We start from the raw sequence: 22,546 nt of genomic DNA, 5'->3' as shown, positions 1-22,546 counted from the left end.
CTGCCCCGGACCGCGTCACCCCAGCGCGGCGACGCCCGGAAGGGCCTTGCCCTCCATCCACTCCAGAAAGGCGCCGCCGGCGCTCGACACATAGGTGAAGTCGTCCGCGACCCCAGCGTCGTTGAGCGCCGCGACCGTATCGCCACCCCCGGCCACCGACACGAGCCCACCAGCCCGCGTAAGGTCCGCGGCCTTGAGCGCGATCGCATGGGTGCCAGCATCGAAGGGCTTGGTCTCAAAGGCGCCGACCGGGCCGTTCCAGATCAGCGTCCGGGCCTGACGCAGCAATGTGTCCACGTAGCTCACCGTCTGCGGCCCCACGTCCAGGATCATCACGTCGTCCGGGCATTCATGAGGCGAGGCAAAGCTCTCGGTCGCGCCTTCCACGAGCTCCTTGGCCACCACGAGGTCGCGCGGCAGCACGATCTCGCAGCCCGCCGCTTCGGCCTTGGCCAGGATCCCGCGCGCCGTTTCCGCCAGATCGGGCTCGTGCAGCGAATGGCCCACCGGGTAGCCCTGGGCGAACAGAAAGGTGTTCGCCATGCCGCCGCCGATCACGAGGTGGTTCACCTTCTCCACGAGGTTCCCCAGAAGATCGAGCTTGGTCGACACCTTGGACCCGCCCACGATGGCCACCACGGGCCGTTCGGGGTTGCCAAGCGCGCGGTCGAGCGCCGACAACTCCTCGGCCATCAGGAGCCCCGCGCAGGAGGGCAGCAGCCGTGCGATTCCCTCTGTCGAGGCATGGGCCCGGTGCGCCGCCGAAAAGGCGTCGTTGCAATACACGTCGCCCAACCTTGCCAGAGCTGCGGCGAAAGCCGGATCGTTCTTCTCTTCCTCCGCATGGAACCGCGTGTTCTCCAGCACAAGAACGTCGCCCGGCTTCATGGCGGCGACGGCGGCCTCGGCCTGCGGACCCACACAGTTCTCGCCAAAGGCGACCGGCTGCCCCAGGGCCTGCTCCAGAGCCGGGAGAACCTGGCGAAGCGACATGGACGGCTCGGGCCGTCCCTTCGGGCGGCCGAAATGCGCCAGCAAGATCGGCATCCCGCCCCCGGCCAGGATCGCCCGCACCGTCGGCACGATGCGCTCGATCCGGGTGGCGTCCGTCACGCGGCCGCCCTCCACGGGGACGTTCAGGTCCACGCGGGTCAGCACGCGCTTGCCGCGCAGGTCCATCTGTTCAAGCGATCTCCAGGCCATGCGCGGCATCCTCCATTTGGCAGCGCTACAGGTGGCCTCTCAAAGGCGTGAGGTCAACGGCGGGATTGGCTTTGGGGCAGGGGGCCTCTAGATCACGGGCCAGTCCAGAACGAACGGAGGGCCCGATGGCCGACATCAAAGACCCGGAGAACACCATCATCATAGAGCTCAAGGACGGGCCCGTGGTGATCGAGCTGCTGCCGGACGTCGCGCCCCAGCACACCCAGCGCATGAAGGAGCTGGCCCGCGCCGGCAAATACGACAACGTGGCCTTCCACCGCGTGATCGAGGGCTTCATGGCCCAGACCGGCGACGTGGAAAACGGCAACATGGAGAACAACTTCAACATCCGCCGTGCCGGGACGGGCGGATCGGACCTGCCGGACCTTCCCGCCGAGTTCTCCAAGCTCCCGCATGACCGGGGCTCGATCGGTGCGGCCCGGTCGTCCAACCCCAACAGCGCCAACAGCCAGTTCTTCATCAACTTCAAGGACAACAGCTTCCTGAACGGGCAGTACACGGTCTATGGCCGCGTGCTCTCGGGCATGGAGCATGTGGACAAGATCGCCCGTGGCGAGCCGCCCCAGAACCCCGACCGCATGATCCGCGTGCGCGTGGCCGCCGACGACCAGCAGACCGGAGAGAACTCATGAAGCGACTTGCCATCCTCCTCGCCCTGACGGCCAGCCCGGCTTTGGCCACGGGCCTCGAGATCGACGTGGCCGGCGAGGCGAACGGGACGATCAGCATCGACCTGCTCGAGGACGTGGCGCCGCAGAACGTCGCCCGCATCGTCGAGCTGGCAAACCAGGGCGCCTATGACGGCGTGGCCTTCCACCGGGTAATCGAGGGCTTCATGGCCCAGACCGGCGATGTCCAGTATGGCAAGGAGGGCGCTGACTACGCCTCGGTCGGGACCGGCGGCTCCGACCTCCCCGACCTCCCGGCCGAGTTCTCGGACCAGCCCTTCGCGCGTGGCGTCGTGGGGATGGCCCGCAGCTCGGACCCGAACAGCGCCAACTCGCAGTTCTTCATCATGTTCGCCGACGCGCCGCATCTGAACGGCCAGTACACCGTCGTGGGCCAGGTGACCGAAGGGCTCGAAGTGCTGGACGCGATCAAGCGGGGCACCGGCTCGAACGGCGAGGTGCCGGACAGCCCGGACCGCATCGCCGCCGTGCGCGTCACCGAATAGGGCCACAGCCCTCACGTGAGGCAGAAAGGCCGGGATCGCTCCCGGCCTTTCGCGTGTCCGATGGATGGCTCAGGTGCCGCAGAAGGTCTGCAGCACCTTCTCGTCCTCTTCCGGCGACGAGCGAAGGTGATCGAACCGCGCGTCGGGCTCGAAGGGATCAGCCAGCGCCGCCCGCAACTCCTCCAGCGGCCCGAGGTCGCCCGCGACGGCGGCCTCGATCATCGCCTCGACGCGGTGGTTGCGCGGGATGATCGCGGGGTTGGCGCGGCGCATGGCCGTGCGGTCGGGGTTCTTCGCCTCCCAGTCGTTGAGCCACTCCTGATAAGCGAGCTGCGCGGCCAGATCGACAGGAGCCTCGGCGCCCTCGGCCAGCGCGCGGAACGTGATGGTGAAGTCCGCCCCTGTCGCGGCCATCTGGTCCAGAAGGCGCGTCGCGAGCGGCTGCACGTCCGGGTCCTCGGCGCTCAGCCCCAGCTTCGCGGCAAAGCGCCGTGTCCATTCCTCGGCATAGGTCCCCGCCAGACCTTGCACGACCTCGGTCGCTTCGGGGATGGCGGCCTCGTTGCCCATCAGCGGCAGCAGCGCCGTGGCCAGTTGCGCCAGGTTCCAGGCCGCCACTTGTGGCTGCTGGCGATAGGCGTAGCGTCCATGGGCGTCGATGGACGAGAACACCGTATCCGGGTGATAGGCGTCCATGAAGGCGCAGGGGCCGTAGTCGATGGTCTCGCCCGATACGGCCATGTTGTCGGTGTTCATCACGCCATGGATGAAGCCCAGCGACATCCACTGCGCCACCAGCCGCGCCTGCCGATCCACCACGGCGCGAAGCAGGCCCATGGCCCCGTCGGCCTCGGGGTAGTGGCGCTGCAGGACATGCTCGGTCAGCGCGACCAGCGCCTCCATGTCGTTGCGGGCGTAGAAGTACTGGAACGTGCCGACACGGATATGGCTGGAGGCGACGCGGGCCAGCACCGCCCCCGGATAGGCCCGCTCGCGCCGGATCGTCTCTCCGGTCGCGACGGCGGACAAGGCGCGGGTGGTGGGGACGCCCATGGCATGCATGGCTTCGGACACCACGAACTCGCGCAGGACCGGGCCGACCCAGGCCCGCCCGTCCCCCATGCGCGAGAACGGCGTGCGCCCCGCACCCTTGAGTTGGATGTCGCGCCGCCGGCCCCCGCGGTCCATGACCTCGCCCAGCAGGATCGCCCGCCCGTCGCCGAGTTGCGGGTTCCAGCCGCCGAACTGGTGCCCGGCATAGGCCTGCGCCAAGGGCTCGGCCCCCTCGGGCACGGCGTTGCCGGCCAGCATGGCCAGCCCCTCGGGCGAGGCGAGCGCCGCTGGATCAAGGCCCAGCTCCTCGGCCAACGGCTCATTGAAGGCGAGCAGCCGGGGCGCGGTGACGGGGACGGGCGCCTGACGGACGAAGAACCGGTCCGGCAGGCGGGCGTAGCTGTTGTCGAAGGGGATGTGCAGGGTCATGCATGGGATGTAGGAGCGGGAGGCGTCACGACCAAGCGGACGGTGGGTCCGAAGTCCTGTGCTCCCGTTCGCACCATCCTCAGGTCTGGGCCGCGCGTCCCGAGGGGGCGTTGGTGCCATCCTTGGTCGTCCGGTCCCCCATCCTGGCGAAGCTGGACGTCGAGACGAAGACGAAGCGGTCCAGGATGCTCAGGAAGAAGTCCAGGCTGAAGCCGACCAGGAACGTGAGGCCGAACAGCGAGAGCCCGATATCGGCCACCTGGGTGCCGACAAGCATGTCAGGCGTGATGAACCAGATGAGCACGATGCCTGCGGCTGCCCCGAACGCAATCCGGTGGAACATGGTGGGTGCCTTCGGGGTCGGGGTCAGAGGCTCGATGACGACCCGCATGAGCGACAGGATCGCGCCGATGGCCCCGTACAGGGCCGGCAGGAACAGTAGCCCCAGCGGGGTCAGGGCATCCCTGACGTCATTCGAGAGCGCCGTGATGGACGGGAAATCCACGGGCATGAACGAGGTCACCCGGCAGCGAGTCAATTCCTGGGCCAGATCTGTCAAGGCTTTCGCATAATTGAGAGAGGGTGAGGGTGAGACCTCCCCAAATGCGTTCCTTGAAACCGCTGCGGGCTCTCCGCCCGACCGGCCAAGGCAGGTCGAGTCCGCCGAAAGAAGTTGGGGTGCGCTCGAGTAGGCCTGTTCGAACGACCCGTCCCCCAAAGCCAGCCCCGTGCTGCAATTGGTGAGAAGGAACAGTGACCGTTCCGCATCCCAATCGACCAGCTTCGATGCGTAATGACGGGCGCGAGCAAGATTGCACCGGATGAGCTTCGAGCCAGGGATCGCGAAGGGCGCCTCCAGGCGGGAATAAGTGATCGCCCTCTGCTGGAGGTGGAGAGCCTGCCGGCTGAGCGCCGACAGCTCGGTCTCAGTCTCGTAATAGACGTTTCGTGCCAGATCGAATTGTGCGCTGGTGGTAAGGCCGGGCGCCCCGCCTTGCATGACCTGCGCTTCGGTCATGCCCGGGGGGCTGGCCGGCTGCTGCAGCCGCTCCGCGTCGAGCAGCGTCGCCGCATCCATCTGGGACCGAGCTTGCAGCATGCTCCGAAGCAGCCTGTTGTAGGATTGCTGGCTTTCCGCGGGCGCCAACTGCTCCAACTCGGCCAGCAGGGAGGCGCCCTTGTTGTAAACGTTGGTCAAGGCTCCTGTCATGAACACGAGGATCACCGACAGGAGGATCAGGCCGAAGGTGTTCCGTCTGTCGGCCTTGCTGGGTCGGCACGGATCCCACCCCTCCTTGAGCCGTGCCAGAATCGAGAACGGGATCTCGGTTCCGCACTGTCCCACGACCCTGAGAAGCTTGACGACGGCCGGATGCCCGATCTGCCGGGGCGGCGGCAGCGCTTCGACCTCCGAGATCAACTCCCACAACTCGTCGGGTGTCGCGAGCCCCTTCCAGCGACGATAGCGGCCGATCAGGCGGCCTTCATCCAGCAGATCCTCGATGTAGTCCCTCGGGAGCTCCGCTTCGGCCGCGGGGCTGCGGCCGGCACGCACCCTATCCCAAAACACCTGAAACAAGATCACCTCCCAAGGGGCAACTGCAGGGGTAACCCGGGGGGCCGGGGACCTGCGCCCAGCACCAGCCTTGCGAGGTCACGCAAACAGTGCCGGGGGCATGAGGAGGCACCTGGGCGTGAACCGCGCTGGCTGCAATCGACCAAATGAAAGCGATGACAAGCAGCAAGACAGGACTGCAAGAAAGCAAGCGCATGCCGATCTCCGTCACGGATGCGATGACGGAATGATATCTGATTATGCGCTAAAAGTTAAGATCCTTCCGTATTGTTTCGGAAGGACCCTAATGGCGCGGAATCGGAAGGCTCAGTCGATCCCCTGTGCCTGACTGGAAATTAGGATTGCAAGGTCCCAAGCCTTTCCGCCAGCAGGGCGAAATACCCTTCCGCATTCACCTCCCGGATCCAGGTGGCGTTGGGCGGGCGGTTGGTGACCCGCCACCAGTCGGCAACCGTCATCCCGCGGGTGAGCTCCGACTCCGTCTCGATCTCCACGTTGATGAGCCGTCCGCCGAACAGTTCGGGGCGCAGCAGGAAAGCGATGACGCAGGGATCGTGCAGCGGTCCACCCTCGGAGCCGTACTTCTGCACGTCGAACCGCTCGAAGAAGTCGAGCCACCCGGCGGTGACCTCGCCCACGCGGGTGCCCATGGCGCGGAACCGCTCCACCCGAGCGCGGGTGGTCAGGGCCGAATGCGTGCAATCGAGCGGGATGATCGTGATCGGGCGTCCGCATCGCAGGACGATGTCGGCGGCCTCGGGGTCCACGTAGATGTTGAACTCGGCGGCTGGCGTGATGTTGCCGCCCTCGAAGAAGCCCCCGCCCATCAGGACGATCTCCTGTACCCGGCTCACGATATCCGGGGCGAGCTGGAAAGCCGTCGCGATGTTGGTCTGCGGGCCAAGGACACAAAGTGTCACGGTGCCGGGCGCTTCGGCCCGCAGCGTATCGATCAGGAAGTCCACGGCATGCCGGGGGTCGAGGGGCAGGGCGGGCTCGGGCAGGTCCGCGCCGTTGAGCCCGGTCTTGCCGTGAACGTGCTCGGCCGTCTCGAGCACGCGGCTCAAGGGCCGGTCGCAGCCGGCCATCACCGGGACCTTGCGCCCCGCCAGTTCGACGGTCTTGCGGGCATTCAGTTGCGTCAGGGGCAGCGGGACGTTGCCCGCAACCGCCGTGATGCCCAGAACCTCCAGCTCGGGCGAGGCCAAGGCGAGAAGGATCGCCACGGCGTCATCCTGGCCGGGGTCGCTGTCGATGATGATCTTGCGCGGCGTCATGGGCGTCCCTTGTCGGTTCTTGATCGTTTGATCAAATATCCATGGGGGATGTAAGACCCGTCGTGACGGTCGCCGCAGACGGCGACGCTCAGCCCGTCTTCAGACCACGCGACAAAGCCGCAACCCCGGTCCGCGCGATTTCCTGCAGACCCAAGGGGCGCATGAGGTCGGCGAAGGCATCCACCTTCTCGGGCGTTCCCGTGATTTCGAACACGAAGCTCGACAGGGTGGAGTCCACCACCCGCGCTCGGAACACATCCGCGAGCCGCAGGGCCTCGACCCGGAGGTCCCCGGTGCCCCCGACCTTGAGAAGCGCAAGCTCCCGCTCGACCGCCGGGCCCTCAGCGGTGAGGTCGTGGACCTCGCGCACCGACACGATGCGGCCCAGCTGCGCCTCGATCTGGTCGATGATCTGCGACGTACCGGCGGTCACGATGGTGATGCGCGACAGGTGCCCCTGATGATCGGTTTCGGCCACGGTCAGTGACTCGATGTTGTAGCCGCGCCCGGAAAACAGGCCGATGACCCGCGCCAGCACGCCGGGTTCGTTGTCCACGATGATCGCGAGCGTGTGCCGCTCCACCACGTCGGAGTGGGTGGAGCGAAGGTTGTAGGCCGAGTGGCTCGTGGAGCCCGATGCGATGTTCAGCGCCATGGTCCTGTGTCCTTTCCCGGCGCTCAGACGAGCACCGCGCCCCCGGCCTGGATCGCGCCCTCGGTCGAGGCCTCGCCCAACAGCATCTCGTTGTGCGGCTTGCCCGACGGGATCATGGGGAAGCAATTCTCGTGCTTTTCGACCAGGCAATCAAAGATGACCGGGCCGTCATAGGCCAGCATCTCCATGATCGCGTCGTCGAGGTCGGCGGGGTCCTTGCAAAGGATCCCCTTGGCCCCGAACGCTTCGGCGAGCTTCACGAAGTCGGGCAGGGCCTCGCTCCAGGACTGCGAATACCGCTCTCCGTGGAGGAGCTGCTGCCACTGGCGCACCATGCCAAGGCGTTCGTTGTTCAGGATGAACTGCTTGACCGGCAGGCGGTACTGCATCGCCGTGCCCATCTCCTGCATGTTCATAAGCCACGAGGCCTCGCCCGCGACGTTGATGACGAGCGCGTCAGGGTGGGCGAGCTGCACGCCAATGGACGCCGGAAAGCCGTAGCCCATAGTGCCGAGGCCGCCCGAGGTCATCCAGCGGTTCGGATCCTCGAAGCCCAGGAACTGCGCGGCCCACATCTGGTGCTGGCCGACCTCGGTGCAGATGTAGCGCTCGTACTTCTTGGTCAGGGCTTCCAGCCGCTCCAGGGCATACTGCGGCTTGATGGTGGTCTGGGACGGCGTGTAGCTCAGGCAGCGGCGCGCGCGCCATTGGCCGACCTGGTTCTGCCACACGGACAGCCCCTGGGTGTTGAGCCTGCGCCCTCGCGCGGTCCACAGGTCGAGAGTCGCCCGCAATGCATCCGCGATATCCGCCACGACAGGCATCTCGACGCGGACGACCTTGTTGATGGAGGACGGGTCGATGTCGATATGCACCTTCCGGGAGCCGGGGCTGAACGCGTCCAGCCGCCCGGTGATGCGGTCGTCGAAGCGGGCGCCGATGTTCAGCATCAGGTCGCAGCCGTGCATCGCCATGTTGGCCTCGTAGAGGCCGTGCATCCCGAGCATCCCGAGCCATTGCGGGCCCGACGCCGGATAGGCGCCCAGGCCCATCAGCGTCGAGGTGATCGGGAAGCCGGTCGCCGCGACCAGCTCTCGCAGGAGGCGCGTCGCCTCGGACCCCGAGTTGATGACGCCACCGCCGGTGTAGAAGACCGGGCGGGCGGCCGTCTCCATGGCCTCGACGATGGCCTCGATCATCGCGGGGTCGGGCTGGCGCTTGGGCTGGTAACGCGAGACATGCTCGCGCGCGCCGGAATAGGTGCCGGTGGCGAACTGGACGTCCTTGGGGATGTCCACGAGGACCGGACCCGGACGGCCCGAGCGGGCGACGTGGAATGCTTCGTGCAAGGTCTGGGCTAGCCGGTCCGTGTCCTTCACCAGCCAGTTGGCCTTGGTGCAGGGGCGGGTGATGCCGATGGTGTCGGCCTCCTGAAAGGCGTCCGAGCCGATCATGAAGGTCGGGACCTGACCCGTCAAGACAACGATGGGGATCGAGTCGAGCAGCGCGTCGGTCAGGCCCGTGACCGCGTTGGTCGCGCCGGGGCCCGAGGTGACCAGCGCCACGCCGACCTTGCCGGTGGAGCGCGCATAGCCCTCGGCGGCATGGACCGCGCCCTGCTCGTGCCGCACAAGGATGTGGCGGATGTCGTTCTGCTGAAAGATCTCGTCATAGATGGGAAGGACCGCGCCGCCCGGATAACCGAACACGGTGTCCACGCCCTGATCCTTGAGAGCCTGCACCACCATGCGGGCGCCCGACATCTCGCGGGTCATCTGCGTCGCTCCGTCCATCGTCGTTCTCCGTCGCTCTGGCATGAAAAAGCCCCCGGGAGGGTTCTCGGGGGCGCATGGGGACCGGATGGGTCAACCGTTACCGGCCCATGCGCCTCACCGTTACCACTACAAGAAGAAGGCTCACTCGCCGCTCCCATGGTTCGCGGAGGGCCTTATGCCTGCTGACACGCGTTGGGTCAACCTCTGTTAAGTGAGAAAATGTCGCAGGTGCGGGTCTCTGGATAATATTATTTCGTGCCGGGAGTCACAGCCTTGGCGGCCTGGACAGGCTGGGCTTGTCCGTCTTCCTCCTTGTCCTGACGCTCGACCTCGCCGTCCACCTCCGCGCCCATGAGCACGATGTAGGCGGACAGCCAGAGCCAGGTCAGCAGGATGATGACGCCGCCCAGCGCCCCGAAGGTTTCGTTGTAGCCGCCGAAGTTCTGCACGTAGATGGCGAACAGGACGGAGCCGATCAGCCAAAGCCCGCAGGCGGCGCCGGCCCCGAGGGTGATCCAATGCCAAGGCACCGGCCCGCGGCTGGGCGCGTAGCGGTAAAGGATGGCGAGTCCCAGCGCCACGACGATCAGGACCAGCGGCCAGCGCAGGATCGACACCAGGGTCTGCGTGGCGTCTCCGAACTGGAGGAAGGCCAGCACGACCGGCAGCAGGGCCAGGATCGCCACGATCAGCAGGAAGCCGATGATCAGCCCGATCGTCAGCGCAAAGGCCGTCAGATAGTACCGCACGAGGCCGCGGTTTTCCTCGACCTCGAAGGCGACGTTCAGCCCCTCCATCAGCGAGGTCACGCCCTTCGAGGCCGAATAAAGCGCCACAAGAAGGCCGAACAGCGCGGCCAGCCCCAGCCCCCCTCCCTCGGACCCCGCGACGGCCACGGCCTGGTCGATCACGATCGTCGCGGCCTCCTGCGGCAGGAACCGTGACAGGCCCTCGAGCTGCGAGACGACGGTGCTGGGGTCCATCACCAGCCCGGCCACGGCCATCCCGGCCACGATCCCCGGAAAGATGGCAAGCAACGAGTAGAAGGCCACGCCGGCCGCGATCAGGCCGACATGATCCTCGGTCATCTCCTTGTAGACATTGACCAGCAGACGCCACCAGCCGCGTCCGCGCTTGGCGCCCGATCCGGAACTGGCCGTGGCGGACCCACTGGCGGCGGGGGCGTCGGACATGGCGGCTCTCCTGACTTGCTTCACGTTCGCCCAACGAAACCGGGCCCGCGCTGTTCCGCCCCGGCGAAGGCACGCCCCCTCTGTGCCCCGATTGCATCGAATGCCTTTACCGCGATGTCCGACGCCGCCCCCAGCGAAGGCGCCCTTGGGCATGACCCTGCGTTATCCGCCATTCCGCCGCTTGCCGCACCCCCCCGAGCCGTTAACATCGCGCCGCAGAAGCTCCGCACCCAAGGCGGAGTCCCTAGGGAGGACCATTGTTGGATCGACGTTCATTCCTGACCAAGGCCGGGGCTGGCGCGGCTGCCGCAGCGACGCTGGCCGCACCGGCGGTGGCGCAAAGCAACCCGCAGATCCGCTGGCGGCTCACCTCGTCCTTTCCCAACTCGCTTGACACCATCTTCGGCGGGGCGACCACCCTGTCGCGTTTCCTGAGCGAGGCGACGGACGGCAACTTCGACCTGCAGGTCTTTGCCGCGGGCGAGCTGGTTCCCGGCCTTCAGGCGGCGGACGCCGTGATGGAAGGCACCGTCGAGGCCTGCCACACCGTGTCCTATTATTACTGGGGCAAGGACCCAGCCTGGGCGGTTCCGGCGGCTGTCCCGTTCTCGCTCAATGCGCGGGGCATCAACGCCTGGCACTACTATGGCGGCGGCGTCGACCTCGCCAACGAGTTCTTTGCCAAGCAGGGCCTCTATGCACTGCCCGGCGGCAACACCGGCGTGCAGATGGGCGGCTGGTTCCGCAACGAAATCAACACCGTGGCCGACCTCCAGGGCCTCAAGATGCGGGTGGGAGGCTTCGCCGGCTCCATCCTGGAACGCCTTGGCGTCGTGCCGCAGCAGATTGCCGGCGGGGACATCTACTCGGCGCTCGAGACCGGGACCATCGACGCCGCCGAATGGGTCGGGCCGTATGACGACGAAAAGCTCGGCTTCGTGCAGGTCGCGCCCTACTACTACTACCCCGGCTGGTGGGAAGGCGGCCCGACCGTCCACTTCATGTTCAACCTCGAACAGTACGAGGCGCTGCCCGCCAACTACAAGGCGCTGCTCCACACGGCGGCGCGGGCGACCGACGCAGACATGCTGCAGAAGTACGACTTCCTGAACCCCACCGCGATCCGCAACCTCGTAGCGGCGGGCGCGCAACTGCGGCCCTATTCGGCCGAGATCCTCGACGCCTGCCTCCAGACCTCCAACGAGGTCTATGCCGAGCTCGACGCCTCGAACCCCGAGTTCAAGAAGCTGTGGGACTCGATCAAGGCGTTCCGTGACCTGCACTACACCTACCAGCAGGTCGCCGAGTACAACTATGACACCTACATGATGCAGAAGCTGAACGCCGGTCAGCTCTGACCACAAGCGTCACGGAATGACCGAACCCCCGGAGAGCGGCGCTCTCCGGGGGTTCTTTCATTCGTGTTACTGCGCAGGAGCAGGCTGGAGTCCTGGAGGAACGCCCAAGCCACCGCCCAGACCTCCGCCCGGTGCAGCCGGGGCCGGAGCGCTGGGCGTTGCCGGCTGGAGGCCAGGCGGGGTGCCGAGGCCGGGCGGAGTGCCAAGGCCGCCGCCGGTCTGGCCCGAGGCGCCGGGCGCCGTGAGCCCCGGTGCGCCGCCGCCGAGGCCTGGGGCCTGACCCAACCCCCCTCCGATCTGGCCAAGTCCGCCGCCCGATCCCACGCCGACCCCCGGCACGATGATCTGCACGTCCGCCGGATCCATCGTGGGCCCGCGGTCCAGCATGTTCGTCACCAGCCCGGGCCAGAAGATCACGATCGCGACCAGCGTCAGTTGGAGCCCGAGCCATGGGATCGCACCCAGGTAGATCTGCTTGGTGGCCACCTCGCGCGGAGCGATGGAGCGGAGGTAGAACAACGCGAAGCCGAAAGGGGGGTGCATAAAGCTCGTTTGCAGGTTGATGCAGATGAGCACGCCGAACCACACGAGGTCGATTCCCAGGTTCTCGGCCACCGGGGCGAGAAGGGGAATCACGATGAAGGCGATCTCGAAGAAGTCGAGGAAGAACGCCAGGAAGAAGATGAAGATGTTGACGAAGATCAGGAAGCCGATCTGACCGCCCGGCAGCCCCTCCAGGAGGTGCTCGATCCACCGCCCGCCGTCCATGCCTTGGAAGACCAGGGTGAAGACGGTCGCACCGATCAGGATGAACAGCACCATCGCCGTGAGCTGGGCCGTCCGCGCCATCGCCTCGCTCAGAAGGGGCCAGGTGAGACGCCGGTTGGCGGCGGCAAGGGCCATCGCGCCCACGACGCCCAAGGCTCCAGACTCCGTCGGCGTCGCCAGGCCCAGGAAGATGGTGCCGAGCACGAGGAACATCAGCACCAGGACCGGGATGACCCCGATCAGCACCTGCGCCACGAGGCGGAGGTTCAGGTCGCCGCGCACTTCCTTGGGGAGAGGCGGCATCAACTTGGGCTTGAACAGAGACAGAACGAGGATGAACGAGATGAACAGGCCGACCTGCAGCGCCGCTGGCAGGACCGCGCCCTTGTAAAGGTCGCCCACCGACCGTCCGAGCTGGTCCGCCAGCACCACGAGCACGAGCGAGGGGGGGATCAGCTGCGCGATCGTCCCCGACGCTGCGATCACCCCAGTCGCAAGCCGCTGGTTGTAGCCGTAGCGGAGCATGATGGGCAGCGAGATCACCCCCATGGTGAGCACCGAGGCGGCCACCGTCCCCGTCACGGCGCCCAGAAGCGCCCCGACCACGATCACGGCATAGGCCAGGCCGCCCGGAATGGCGCCGAACAGCTTGCCTGTGCCCTCGAGCAGATCCTCCGCAAGCTTGGCCCGTTCGAGGATGGCCCCCATCAGGGTGAAAAAGGGAATGGCGAGCAGGATGTCGTTCGACACGATGCCGAACACGCGATGGGGCAGGGCAGCGAGGAAGGCTTCGGTGAAGTGGTCCGTCGCGATCCCGATCAGGCCGAAGAACAAGCCGACCGCACCGAGCGAGAAGGCCACCGGAAAGCCGTAGAGCATGAAGCAGACCATGCTCAGGAACATGAGGGGCGGCAGAGGGCCAAAGTCGAACACGGGCGCGGCTCCTTACTGCTGCGGCTTTTCGTAGTCGGTGCTGAAGGCGACGACGCCCCTCAGCCCCGCAATGCGCTTGATGAGCTCGGACAGGCCCTGAAGCGCCACAAGGGCGAAGCCGAGACAGATCACCATGCGCACCGGCCAGCGCAGCAGGCCCCCGGCGCTCGACGACATCTCACCGGTCTGGAGCGCCCGCAGGGCGATGGGCCAGGACAGCCAGGCCAGGAATATCGTGAAGGGGAACAGGAAGAGGATGATCCCGAAGGTGTCCACCCACAAGCGCTTCCGCTCGGAGATCGCCATATAGACGAGGTCCACCCGGACATGCTCGTTCCGGCGCAGCGTGTTGGCGGCGCCCAGCATGACGATGCCCGCGAACAGGTACCACTGGATCTCGAGGAACGCGTTCGAGCTGTAGTCGAAGGCGTAGCGCATCATGGCGTTGCCCGCGCTGATCAGCGCGGCTGCCAGCACAAAGTACGCGGCGACCCGGCCAAAGAACGTGTTCACCCGATCGATGGCGTCCGATACTCGTAAAAGCCCCTGCATGCCCCTCCCCCGGAATCACGGAGCCCGCGTCTGGCGACGGGCCTGTCAAGCGAGCCTTTAAAGGCTGCCTGCCATCCGTCAACCGTGTTGGTGGTCCGTGCCGCAGGGTCATAGGTCGTCCGACGGACGCCCTGGGGCGTTCGTGACTCGGGCTCGGGGCGCGGCAATCAACCGGCCTGCGGTGATCGGCTCAGGCCCGGGTCGGGCGCGCGTCGGGCAGGTGGATGCGCGCCACCTGCTCGGCGATCGGGTCCACGGACAACGGATGGGTTTCGACCGAATAGCTGGCCGGGTCGCCGATGGGCTGCCACTGACCGCGCTTATACACCTCAAGGGCGCCGAAGCGGGCCTTGTAGCCCATCTTGTCCGAACCGGGCACCCAATAGCCCAGATAGACATAGGGCAGGCCCAGTTCGCGGGCGATCTGGACATGATCGAGGATCACGTAGGTTCCCAGCGAGTCCTTCTCTCGGGCAGGGTCGAAGAAGGAATAGACCATGCTCAGCCCGTCATCGAGCAGGTCGGTCAGGCACACCCCCCGCAGGCCACCGTCCGGGGAATGGTACTCGATCAGCCGCGACCGGACTGGGGTTTCCTCGACCATGGCCGCGAACTCGAAGATGTCCATGTCGGCCATGCCGCCTGCGGCGTGGCGACCATCCAGGTAGGTGCGGAACAGTGCGAACTGCTCCTCGGTCGCCCAGGGCGAGGAGGCGCGGCGCCGCAGGACCGCGTTGCGCTTGATGACGCGCCATTGGCTGCGGGAGGGCTCGAAATCCGCGACGCGGATGCGCGCGGAATAGCAGGCCTGGCATTCCGCGCAGGACGGCCGGTAAAGCACGTTCTGCGAGCGCCGGAAGCCCTGACGCGACAGGGCGTCGTTCAGCTTTTCGGCCTGGTCGCCCTGAAGGGCAGTAAACAGCTTCCGCTCCATCCGTCCCGGCAGGTACGGACAGGGCTGAGGGGCCGTCACGTAGAACTGTGGCGCGAGAGGTAGTGTGTGGCGCATCGGTCCAGCGGTCGAAATCGGGCGGGGGGCAGGGCGAAATGGAGGTTAGCGTGACCCCCCCCGGTCGCCAAGGCCCGTGAGGCGTGTTTTCTGCTCGCTCTACACCGGTCGGTTGATTGCCGCCGTCCCGAGCGCGAGGTCCGTGAGCCCCTGACCCCGCCCAAGCCCGATCATCAGCGCAATGGACACGAGCTGGACCGGGAACAGCGCCATGGAGACGGTGTAGCCCAGCACGTGCAGCAAGGCCGTGCCCGCATCCAGCCGGTCGCCGTCACGGTCGCGGAGCTGGATGGCCATCAGGCGCATCCCCCAGGTCGCCGAGCCACTGGCCAAGGTGGTCCAGCGGTACAGGAATCCCACGATCAGCCAAAGGACCGGCCACCAGAACAGCGCCGTGAAGGCCGTGAAGGGCAGGGCCAGCACGCAGAACACGAAGGTGATGAAGGCGTCCACGACCCAGGCCATCCCCCGCTTCGCGGTGACGCCCGCGTAGAACTCCGGCTCGCGGGCCGGGTCGGGCAAGCCGTGGATCGACGCAGAGGCCGTGGAGGCTCGGACGAAAGGACGGGCGGTCATGGTGGCGAACCCCTGAGAGGCTGGCATGGGAAGGGCCGGGGTCATCCCCGGCATGGTTCACTGAATGTGGGGTGTCCGTGGCCCTCCCACAAGCGGCCGACGACCCCGAGGGGCCGCCGATCGGTGGTCGTCAGGCGGCGTCCTGGTCGCCGTCCTGTCCGCGCCGGGCCTTGTGGGCACGCTCGTCCATGAACTGGTCGAACTCGGCCTTGTCCTTGGCTTCGCGCAGGCGGCCCAGGAAGTCCTCGAAGGCGCGCTGTTCGTCCTCGAGACGACGCAGGGTCTCGGCCTTGTAGGTGTCGAAGGCCGTGTTGCCCGAAGGCCGCATCGCCATCCGGGCGGAGCGGAAAGCATCCTGGCGGTCACGGCGCGAGCCGCAGGCGCGGCCCCAGGATTGGTCACGATGGCGAGAGAACATGCGTCCGGTCCCTATGGCAAAAAGGAGAAGCGCGACGCCCACGGGCGGCGCAAGGAAGAAGCTGGCGACGGTAACGGCGATCCAGGCCTTGCGGCCATGGCCGTCGAGCCAGGACACGGCGTTCCCGAACCCGGTCCAGACCTGGCCGACAAAGGACGGCCTGTCTGAGCGCCGGTAATCGGCAGGAGGGGAAAGGTCTGTGGAACTCATCGGTGGCTCCTCTGGGGCCGGGTTGATGTGAATGATCTTCACATGACGAAGATGGTCGGGCGGGCCGTTCGTATCAAGCCTCCATGTGAACCTCGTTTACATCAGGGGCCGTATAAGCGAAAAGTCGCCGAACGGCGCTGGTTGACCTTGGACGAGCCCGCGCCAAGAGTGCCGCCATGACCAGCCTGTCCCACCGCATCACGCGCCTTCCATTGCCCTTCGACTCTGAACGCGCCGGGCACGTCGTTCCGTCGGGTGTCGGGGGCCCGCTCTGCGACCTGCTCGCGGGGGCCGCAGGGTGCAGCCCGTTCCTGGCGGACCTGCTCGGGCGCGAGGCGGCGTGGCTCCTCCCTGCGGTCGAGGACCCCGAGGCCGCCCTCGACGCCGTGCTGCGCGACCTGCCCGAGGGCCCCCCGGACCGGCTCGGACCGGCGCTGCGGCAAGCCAAGCGCCGCGTCGCCCTTCTGGCCGGTCTCATGGACCTGGGCGGGGCCTGGCCGCTCGAGACGGTCACGGGCGCCCTGACCCGCCTTGCGGACCTTGCCGTGGATCGCGCGATCCGCGCCTTGGTGTCCGAGGCGATTGGCCGGGGCCGCCTGCCAAGCCTCGGGGCCGGGGACATCGACACCGCCGGGGGGATGGTGGCGCTCGCCATGGGCAAGATGGGGGCGGGCGAGCTGAACTATTCCAGCGACATCGACCTCGTCTGCCTGTTCGACGAGACGCGCATCCCCCGCGACGACTTTCCGGCGGTGCGGGCGGGCTTCGTCAAGGTGACGCGGGCGATGACGGCCATGCTCCAGGACCGCACGGACGGCTACGTCTTTCGCGTGGACCTGCGCCTGCGCCCGGACGCCGCCGTGACACCCGTCTGCATGGCGATGGCGGGGGCCGAGGCCTACTACGAAAGCCTGGGGCGGACCTGGGAACGCGCCGCCTACATCAAGGCGCGACCCTGCGGGGGCGACATTGCGGCGGGCGCGGGGTTCCTCGACACCCTGCGTCCCTTCGTCTGGCGCAAGCATCTCGACTTCGCGGCGATCCAGGATGCCCACGACATGCGGCTGCGCATCCGGGATCACAAGGGTCTGGGCGGCCCCTTCAGCCTGGAGGGGCACAACCTCAAGCTCGGTCGCGGCGGCATCCGCGAGATCGAGTTCTTCACCCAGACACGCCAGCTTATCGCCGGGGGGCGCGACCCGTCGCTTCGGGTGCGTGGCACAGTCGAGGGGTTGGGGCGGCTGGCGCAGGCGGGTTGGGTTCCCCCCGAGGTCGCGGCCTCCCTCGCCGCCCATTACCGCCGCCTGCGCGAGGTGGAGCATCGCGTGCAGATGATCGCCGACCAGCAGACCCATGCGCTCCCTGCGACGCCCGAAGGCTGGGCCCGGCTCGCCGCCCTGATGGGCGAGGAGGAGGAGGCTCTGCGCCGCGACCTGACCGACCGCATGGATGAGGTCCACGAGCTGACCGAGGACTTCTTCGCCCCAGGCCAAGCGCCCCGGGCGACCGATGATGGCTTCGGGGCCGAGATCACGGGCCGCTGGCCCACCTATGCCGCGCTCCGTTCCCCGCGCGCGGTCGAGATTTTCGGCCGCCTCCGCCCCGAGATCCTTCGCCGCCTGCGCGAGGCCGCCCGCCCCGAGGAAGCGCTGGCCAGCTTCGACCAGTTCCTGGCCGGGCTGCCCGCCGGGGTGCAGCTTTTCTCCCTCTTCGAAGCCAATCCCGACCTCCTGCGCCTTCTGGTCGAGATCGCCTCGACGTCCCCGGCGCTGGCCCGCTACCTGTCGCGCAACGCGGGCGTGCTGGATGCCGTGCTGGGCGGGCGCTTCTTCGCCCCTTGGCCCGGTCAGGGCGGTCTGGAGCCGCTGCTCGACCGCGCGCTGTCCGAGGCCCGCGACCACGAGGCGCGCCTCGACGCGGCGCGGCGGTGGATGAAGGAATGGTGGTTCCGCATCGGCGTCCACCACCTCCAGGGCCTGATCGGTCCCGACGAGGCCGGGGCGCAATACGCGGACCTGGCCGGGGCCGTCACCTCCCGCGTCTTCCCGCTGGTGGAGCAGGAGTTCGCGCGCAAGCACGGCAGCGGACCGGGCTGGGGCGCCATCGTGCTGGGGATGGGCTCGCTCGGTGTCGGGCGGCTCACCGCGTCCTCGGACCTCGACCTCATCGTGATCTACGACGCGGGCGGTGCCGAGATGTCGGACGGCCCGCGCCCGCTCGCGCCACGCACCTACTTTGCCCGCCTGACCCAGGCGCTCGTGACCGCGCTCTCCGCCCCGATGGCGCAAGGGCGTCTGTACGAGGTGGACATGCGCTTGCGCCCGTCCGGGCGGCAGGGCCCGGTGGCCACCTCCTGGCCCTCCTTCCAGAGCTACCAGCGCGAGGAGGCTTGGACCTGGGAGCATCTGGCGCTTACCCGTGCCCGCGTGGTCGCGGCGGTAGGGGATGGCGGCCCGCGATTGTGGCAGGACGTGGAGGCGTTCCGCAAAACCCTCATCCTCGGGCGGCGGGGCGACGCGCGGGTCATGCCGGACGTGGCCGACATGCGGGCGCGGCTCGCTCAGGCCAAGGCGGGCGACAGGACCTGGGATCCCAAGTCCGGCCCCGGTCGGCTCCGCGACATAGAACTCTATGCCCAAGGGCTGGCGCTCATGGCGGGTTCGCCCGACCGCGCCACCTCCGAGCAGCTCGCCGCCGGGGTGGAAGCGGGCTTCGCCACCGCCGATCAGGCCGCGACGCTGCTCCGGGCGGCGGACCTGTTCTGGAGCGTGCAGGCCGCGACCCGCCTTCTGGCCGAAGGCGCGCTCGAGCCCGACAAGCTGGGCGAGGGGGGGCGGCGGTTCCTCCTTCGCGAGACGGCGGAGGCCGCCCTTCCGGCCCTCGGGGCTCGAATGGCCGCCGAGGCACGCGCCGCAGCGGCGGTGATCGCCCAAAGCCTGGGAGGAGCGGCATGACCGGCAACGATCCACACGATCCCAAGGGCCTGGTGCGCGAAGCTTATGCGATTGCGGGCATCACAGCCTCGGAATGCCGGTCCATCTTCCTCGACTGGGCGCTGTCCCTCCCGGCCGGAGCGGACGCGGCTCCGTCCGTCCGCGTCCTCCTCGACCGGCATGGATCGCCGCACCCGATGACCGAGGTTCTCCGGGCCGCGCTCGACACTCCCGCGACGCCGCGGCGGAGGGGCGGGCGTTCGGGGCGGCTGGGCTAAGCGCTCTTGACCCCTGGTCCCTTGACCCCCCTCTTGACCCGACGAGCGCAAGAGGCGACAGGGCCGCATGATCCCCGAGGACCGTCTCCACGACATCGCCCAGCGCTACGCCTTCCTTGAGGCGCGGATGCAGGCCGGCCTGCCCCCCGCCGAGATCGCCCAGGTCTCGCGCGAGTGGTCGCAGCTCAAGCCCGTGGTCGAGGCCGCCGAGGCCTGGCGCGACCTGACCCGCTCGGTCGCCGACACCGAGGCGATGCTCGCCGACCCCGACTTCCGCCCCCTGGCCGAGGAGGAGTTGCCCACGCTCCGCGAACGGCTGGCGCAGACGGAGCGGGACCTGCAGGTCGCCCTGCTGCCCAAGGACGCCGCCGATGCCCGCCCCGCCATGCTGGAGATCCGCCCCGGCACCGGTGGCGACGAGGCCGCGCTCTTTGCCGCCGACCTCGCCCGGATGTACCAGCGCTACGCCGAAGCGCAGGGCTGGCGCTTCGACGTGGTCGAGGAGCAGTCCACCGACTTGGGCGGCCTCAAGGAACTGATCGCCCGTATCGAAGGGGAGGGCGTCTTCGCCCGCCTGAAGTACGAATCGGGTGTTCACCGCATCCAGCGAGTCCCCGCGACCGAAGCCTCCGGACGTATCCATACGTCCGCCGCCACTGTGGCCGTCCTGCCCGAGGCCGAGGAGGTGGACGTGCAGATCGCACCCTCCGATCTGCGGATCGATACGATGCGGTCCTCGGGTGCGGGCGGGCAGCACGTCAACACGACCGACTCGGCCGTGCGCATTACGCACCTGCCTAGCGGGATCGTGGTCACGTCGTCCCAGAAGTCGCAGCACCGCAACCGCGACATGGCCATGCAGGTGCTCCGCTCGCGCCTTTACGAGATGGAGCGGGCGCGCACCGAAGGGGCACGGGCCGCCGACCGGCGTCTGCAGGTCGGCTCCGGGGACCGGAGCGAGCGCGTCCGTACCTACAACGTGCCCCAGGGCCGCCTGACCGACCATCGCATCGGGCTGACGCTCTACCGCCTGGACCAGATCCTCCAGGGAGACCTGGGCGAGGTCATCGACGCCCTGAGCGCCCATGCGCAAGCCGAGGCGCTGGCGCGGATGAACGGATGACGACAGGACCGGAGGGCCGCACGGTCGCCCAGGTGCTGGCCGAGGGCGTCCGGCAGCTGCGCGACGCCGGCGTCCCCGAGGCGGCCGGGGACGCGCGGCGTCTCCTCGCCCATGTCATGGGGATTGAGGCGGGGCGGCTGACCCTTGTTCTGCCGGACGGACTTTCACTCGCTGTTGCAGATACATACAGGACAACTCTCACACGGCGGGCGAACCGGGAGCCCGTGTCGCACCTGACTGGCACCCGCCTGTTCTGGGGTCGGGAGTTCCTGGTCAACCGCGACGTCCTCGACCCCCGGCCCGAGACCGAGATCCTTGTGGCGGCAGCCCTTGAAAAGCCGTTCCGCAGCGTCCTCGATCTTGGCACGGGATCGGGCTGCATCCTGCTGACACTCTTGGCCGAATCTCCCGGCTCCAACGGGCTGGGCCTTGACCTGTCGCCGCAAGCGCTTGCCGTCGCAGAGGCCAATGCCGAACGGCTGGGCGTGCAGGACCGCGCCACGCTGACGCAGTCCGACTGGTATGCCGCCGCTGAAGGGAGGTTCGACCTGATCGTCTCGAACCCGCCCTATATCGCCAAGGCCGAAATGCCCGCCTTGGAGCCCGAGGTGCGGGACTGGGAGCCCCGTCTGGCGCTGACCGACGAAGGGGACGGCCTCGCCGCCTACCGCGCGATCCTGTCCGGGGCGGAACGGTTTCTGGCCCCCGGCGGTCGCCTCGCGGTCGAAATCGGTCCGACCCAGGCCGAAGCCGTCGCGACCATCGGGGCGGATCATGGCCTCAGCGCGCCAGAGGTCCGGCAGGACTTCGACGGACGGTCCCGTGTTTGTCTGTTCCGCGTGCCTTGATCGTCGCACAATCGCGCACCATATGTTTCCAAAGTAAAACGCCCTTGCCCCTGCGCCGTCTGCGTGCTTAGTGGCGTCCAGCGGATGGGCCGCGGACATCGGGCGATCGGGCGTCGCCCCGTTCCCCCATCCGGAGCGTCGCCTTCATCTTCAGGCCGGTCCATCCCTTCGGGCGTCTTTGGCGCGGGATCAGGCCCAGAGCGTCAAGCATTTTCCTGGAATAGACAGGCCCCATGAGATCTTCCAAGCAGCGGCAACGCAACAAGCAGAACCGCAATACCCGCCCCACCGGCGGCAACATCATCAACCGCGTGTTCGACAGTTCCGGCCCCGAGGGGAAGGTGCGTGGCACCCCCCAGCAGATCATCGAGAAATATCTGCAGCTTCACCGGGATGCCCAGCTCGCCGGCGACCGGGTGAACGCCGAGAACTTCGCCCAGCACGCCGAGCATTACACCCGCATGCTGGCCGAGGCGATGCGCGATGTCGAACGTGCCCGCGAGGAGCAGGAGCAGTTCCAGCGCGAACGCCAGCAGGAACGCGACCGCCAGATGGAGCGGGAGCGTGAACAGCAGCGCGAACGCGACCAGCAGCGCGAACGTCAGCAGGAACGCGCCGCCCGGTTCCGCCCGCAGGAGGAGCGTACCCCCGAGGAGGCGCAGCCTGCCGTGTTCCACAACGAGCCGAGCTTCCTGACCCAGCCCCTGTTCCCTGTCATGGTGGCCGAGCCGCAGGACGACATGGTGCCGAACGCGGGGCTTGTTGACACGCCCGAGGAGCGGGCCCCGCGCCGCGATCGCCAGCGCCGCGGCCCGCGCGAGGGCAACGAACGCCGGGCTCCCCAGCCGCAAGCCGCAGCCGAGTCCAGCGGAGCCGAGCGGGTCGAGCCGAGGCCCAATGCCATCGTGCCCCAGGCCGCGCCGCCCGCGCCCGTAACCCTCGAAGCCGTGACCTCCGAAGCGGTGGCCCCCGAAATCGTCACCCCGGTCAGCGTGGCGCCCGAAGCCGTGACGCCCGAGGCCGTGATTCCCGACGCCGCAACTCCGGACGTCAGCGCAGATGCCGCCCCAGCCCAGCGTCCCCGCCGGCCGCGCAAGCCTCGCGCCCCACGGGCCGAGGTCGCGACCCCCGACGCAGCGGAGTAAGGCGCGGCGAAACCGCCTCACTGTCAGGATGACGAGCGG

At 67.9% G+C, this 22,546-nt stretch carries 20 protein-coding genes; 8 read left to right on the top strand and 12 right to left on the bottom strand.

From position 1 onward, the window contains the following. Window positions 1-15: 15 nt before the first annotated feature. On the bottom strand, window positions 16-1,203 hold the full coding sequence (locus tag FHG66_RS00370; RefSeq protein ID WP_139074550.1) for a phosphoglycerate kinase: 1,188 nt from the start codon (window positions 1,201-1,203) through the stop codon (window positions 16-18). Between the two features lie 125 nt (window positions 1,204-1,328). On the opposite strand from FHG66_RS00370, the gene FHG66_RS00365 reads away from it, so the two are divergent. After that, entirely contained in the window at window positions 1,329-1,856 is a 528-nt protein-coding gene (locus tag FHG66_RS00365) for a peptidylprolyl isomerase (RefSeq protein WP_139074549.1), read from the top strand. After that, a complete protein-coding gene (locus FHG66_RS00360; RefSeq protein ID WP_139074548.1) occupies window positions 1,853-2,398 on the top strand; it encodes a peptidylprolyl isomerase in 546 nt (181 codons plus the stop codon). The genes FHG66_RS00365 and FHG66_RS00360 overlap by 4 nt, the downstream gene beginning before the upstream one ends. A gap of 69 nt (window positions 2,399-2,467) precedes the next feature. On the opposite strand, the gene FHG66_RS00355 is transcribed toward FHG66_RS00360, so the two are convergent. The 6 genes from FHG66_RS00355 to FHG66_RS00330 all read right to left on the bottom strand — a co-directional run bounded on the left by FHG66_RS00355 (window position 2,468) and on the right by FHG66_RS00330 (window position 10,356). Continuing rightward, entirely contained in the window at window positions 2,468-3,880 is a 1,413-nt protein-coding gene (locus tag FHG66_RS00355; RefSeq protein ID WP_139074547.1) for a protein adenylyltransferase SelO, read from the bottom strand. 79 nt (window positions 3,881-3,959) lie between these two features. Continuing rightward, entirely contained in the window at window positions 3,960-5,459 is a 1,500-nt protein-coding gene (locus FHG66_RS00350) for a protein kinase family protein (RefSeq protein WP_139074546.1), read from the bottom strand. Window positions 5,460-5,791: 332 nt separating this feature from the next. Next, window positions 5,792-6,733 (bottom strand): nucleoside hydrolase, encoded by a 942-nt coding sequence (locus tag FHG66_RS00345; RefSeq protein ID WP_139074545.1) that lies wholly within the window; start codon window positions 6,731-6,733, stop codon window positions 5,792-5,794. Window positions 6,734-6,821: 88 nt separating this feature from the next. Continuing rightward, complete coding sequence (gene ilvN, locus FHG66_RS00340; RefSeq protein WP_139074544.1) at window positions 6,822-7,388, bottom strand: acetolactate synthase small subunit; 567 nt, start codon at window positions 7,386-7,388, stop codon at window positions 6,822-6,824. 23 nt (window positions 7,389-7,411) lie between these two features. Next, entirely contained in the window at window positions 7,412-9,163 is a 1,752-nt protein-coding gene (locus tag FHG66_RS00335; protein WP_139074963.1) for an acetolactate synthase 3 large subunit, read from the bottom strand. Between the two features lie 248 nt (window positions 9,164-9,411). Continuing rightward, window positions 9,412-10,356, bottom strand: coding sequence for a YihY/virulence factor BrkB family protein (locus tag FHG66_RS00330; RefSeq protein WP_139074543.1), 945 nt, complete (start codon window positions 10,354-10,356; stop codon window positions 9,412-9,414). A 260-nt stretch (window positions 10,357-10,616) separates the two neighbouring features. Here FHG66_RS00330 and FHG66_RS00325 point away from each other — a divergent pair, with 260 nt between their 5' ends. Beyond that, the gene (locus FHG66_RS00325) at window positions 10,617-11,714 is read left to right on the top strand and encodes a TRAP transporter substrate-binding protein (RefSeq protein WP_139074542.1); all 1,098 of its coding nucleotides are present in this window, start codon (window positions 10,617-10,619) and stop codon (window positions 11,712-11,714) included. Window positions 11,715-11,780: 66 nt separating this feature from the next. Here the strand turns inward: FHG66_RS00325 and FHG66_RS00320 are convergent, their stop codons facing one another. The 5 genes from FHG66_RS00320 to FHG66_RS00300 all read right to left on the bottom strand — a co-directional run bounded on the left by FHG66_RS00320 (window position 11,781) and on the right by FHG66_RS00300 (window position 16,180). After that, window positions 11,781-13,385, bottom strand: a complete 1,605-nt coding sequence (locus FHG66_RS00320; RefSeq protein ID WP_218013772.1) for a TRAP transporter large permease — start codon at window positions 13,383-13,385, stop codon at window positions 11,781-11,783. Window positions 13,386-13,427: 42 nt separating this feature from the next. Next, complete coding sequence (locus FHG66_RS00315) at window positions 13,428-13,967, bottom strand: TRAP transporter small permease subunit (protein WP_139074540.1); 540 nt, start codon at window positions 13,965-13,967, stop codon at window positions 13,428-13,430. A gap of 190 nt (window positions 13,968-14,157) precedes the next feature. Then, window positions 14,158-14,976, bottom strand: coding sequence for an arginyltransferase (locus tag FHG66_RS00310; protein WP_139074539.1), 819 nt, complete (start codon window positions 14,974-14,976; stop codon window positions 14,158-14,160). 99 nt (window positions 14,977-15,075) lie between these two features. Then, window positions 15,076-15,552 carry an RDD family protein gene (locus tag FHG66_RS00305; protein ID WP_139074538.1) on the bottom strand — a complete coding sequence of 159 codons (477 nt, stop codon included), beginning with the start codon at window positions 15,550-15,552 and terminating at the stop codon, window positions 15,076-15,078. A 130-nt stretch (window positions 15,553-15,682) separates the two neighbouring features. Beyond that, on the bottom strand, window positions 15,683-16,180 hold the full coding sequence (locus FHG66_RS00300; RefSeq protein WP_139074537.1) for a DUF2852 domain-containing protein: 498 nt from the start codon (window positions 16,178-16,180) through the stop codon (window positions 15,683-15,685). Between the two features lie 176 nt (window positions 16,181-16,356). Between FHG66_RS00300 and FHG66_RS00295 the strand changes: the two genes are divergently transcribed. The 5 genes from FHG66_RS00295 to FHG66_RS22805 all read left to right on the top strand — a co-directional run bounded on the left by FHG66_RS00295 (window position 16,357) and on the right by FHG66_RS22805 (window position 22,507). Then, a complete protein-coding gene (locus FHG66_RS00295; protein ID WP_139074536.1) occupies window positions 16,357-19,134 on the top strand; it encodes a [protein-PII] uridylyltransferase family protein in 2,778 nt (925 codons plus the stop codon). Beyond that, window positions 19,131-19,391, top strand: a complete 261-nt coding sequence (locus tag FHG66_RS00290) for a hypothetical protein (RefSeq protein ID WP_139074535.1) — start codon at window positions 19,131-19,133, stop codon at window positions 19,389-19,391. Before FHG66_RS00295 ends, FHG66_RS00290 begins: the two co-directional genes overlap by 4 nt. A gap of 67 nt (window positions 19,392-19,458) precedes the next feature. Further along, the gene (gene prfA / locus FHG66_RS00285) at window positions 19,459-20,514 is read left to right on the top strand and encodes a peptide chain release factor 1 (protein ID WP_139074534.1); all 1,056 of its coding nucleotides are present in this window, start codon (window positions 19,459-19,461) and stop codon (window positions 20,512-20,514) included. Continuing rightward, on the top strand, window positions 20,511-21,362 hold the full coding sequence (gene prmC / locus FHG66_RS00280) for a peptide chain release factor N(5)-glutamine methyltransferase (RefSeq protein WP_139074533.1): 852 nt from the start codon (window positions 20,511-20,513) through the stop codon (window positions 21,360-21,362). Before prfA ends, prmC begins: the two co-directional genes overlap by 4 nt. Window positions 21,363-21,595: 233 nt before the next feature. Then, entirely contained in the window at window positions 21,596-22,507 is a 912-nt protein-coding gene (locus tag FHG66_RS22805) for a DUF4167 domain-containing protein (RefSeq protein ID WP_139074532.1), read from the top strand. Window positions 22,508-22,546: the final 39 nt, after the last annotated feature.

This window comes from Rubellimicrobium rubrum (assembly GCF_006152115.1).
Lineage (GTDB): Bacteria > Pseudomonadota > Alphaproteobacteria > Rhodobacterales > Rhodobacteraceae > Rubellimicrobium > Rubellimicrobium rubrum.
This window is presented reverse-complemented; position numbering and strand designations above follow the sequence as displayed.

Coding starts and splice junctions, on each gene's coding strand:
- FHG66_RS00370 (WP_139074550.1), bottom strand. CDS start 1,203: ATGGCCTGGAGATCGCTTGAACAGATGGACCTGCGCGGCAAGCGCGTG.
- FHG66_RS00365 (WP_139074549.1), top strand. CDS start 1,329: ATGGCCGACATCAAAGACCCGGAGAACACCATCATCATAGAGCTCAAG.
- FHG66_RS00360 (WP_139074548.1), top strand. CDS start 1,853: ATGAAGCGACTTGCCATCCTCCTCGCCCTGACGGCCAGCCCGGCTTTG.
- FHG66_RS00355 (WP_139074547.1), bottom strand. CDS start 3,880: ATGACCCTGCACATCCCCTTCGACAACAGCTACGCCCGCCTGCCGGAC.
- FHG66_RS00345 (WP_139074545.1), bottom strand. CDS start 6,733: ATGACGCCGCGCAAGATCATCATCGACAGCGACCCCGGCCAGGATGAC.
- ilvN (WP_139074544.1), bottom strand. CDS start 7,388: ATGGCGCTGAACATCGCATCGGGCTCCACGAGCCACTCGGCCTACAAC.
- FHG66_RS00335 (WP_139074963.1), bottom strand. CDS start 9,163: ATGACCCGCGAGATGTCGGGCGCCCGCATGGTGGTGCAGGCTCTCAAG.
- FHG66_RS00330 (WP_139074543.1), bottom strand. CDS start 10,356: ATGTCCGACGCCCCCGCCGCCAGTGGGTCCGCCACGGCCAGTTCCGGA.
- FHG66_RS00320 (WP_218013772.1), bottom strand. CDS start 13,385: ATGTTCCTGAGCATGGTCTGCTTCATGCTCTACGGCTTTCCGGTGGCC.
- FHG66_RS00315 (WP_139074540.1), bottom strand. CDS start 13,967: ATGCAGGGGCTTTTACGAGTATCGGACGCCATCGATCGGGTGAACACG.
- FHG66_RS00310 (WP_139074539.1), bottom strand. CDS start 14,976: ATGCGCCACACACTACCTCTCGCGCCACAGTTCTACGTGACGGCCCCT.
- FHG66_RS00305 (WP_139074538.1), bottom strand. CDS start 15,552: ATGACCGCCCGTCCTTTCGTCCGAGCCTCCACGGCCTCTGCGTCGATC.
- FHG66_RS00300 (WP_139074537.1), bottom strand. CDS start 16,180: ATGAGTTCCACAGACCTTTCCCCTCCTGCCGATTACCGGCGCTCAGAC.
- FHG66_RS00295 (WP_139074536.1), top strand. CDS start 16,357: ATGACCAGCCTGTCCCACCGCATCACGCGCCTTCCATTGCCCTTCGAC.
- FHG66_RS00290 (WP_139074535.1), top strand. CDS start 19,131: ATGACCGGCAACGATCCACACGATCCCAAGGGCCTGGTGCGCGAAGCT.
- prfA (WP_139074534.1), top strand. CDS start 19,459: ATGATCCCCGAGGACCGTCTCCACGACATCGCCCAGCGCTACGCCTTC.
- prmC (WP_139074533.1), top strand. CDS start 20,511: ATGACGACAGGACCGGAGGGCCGCACGGTCGCCCAGGTGCTGGCCGAG.
- FHG66_RS22805 (WP_139074532.1), top strand. CDS start 21,596: ATGAGATCTTCCAAGCAGCGGCAACGCAACAAGCAGAACCGCAATACC.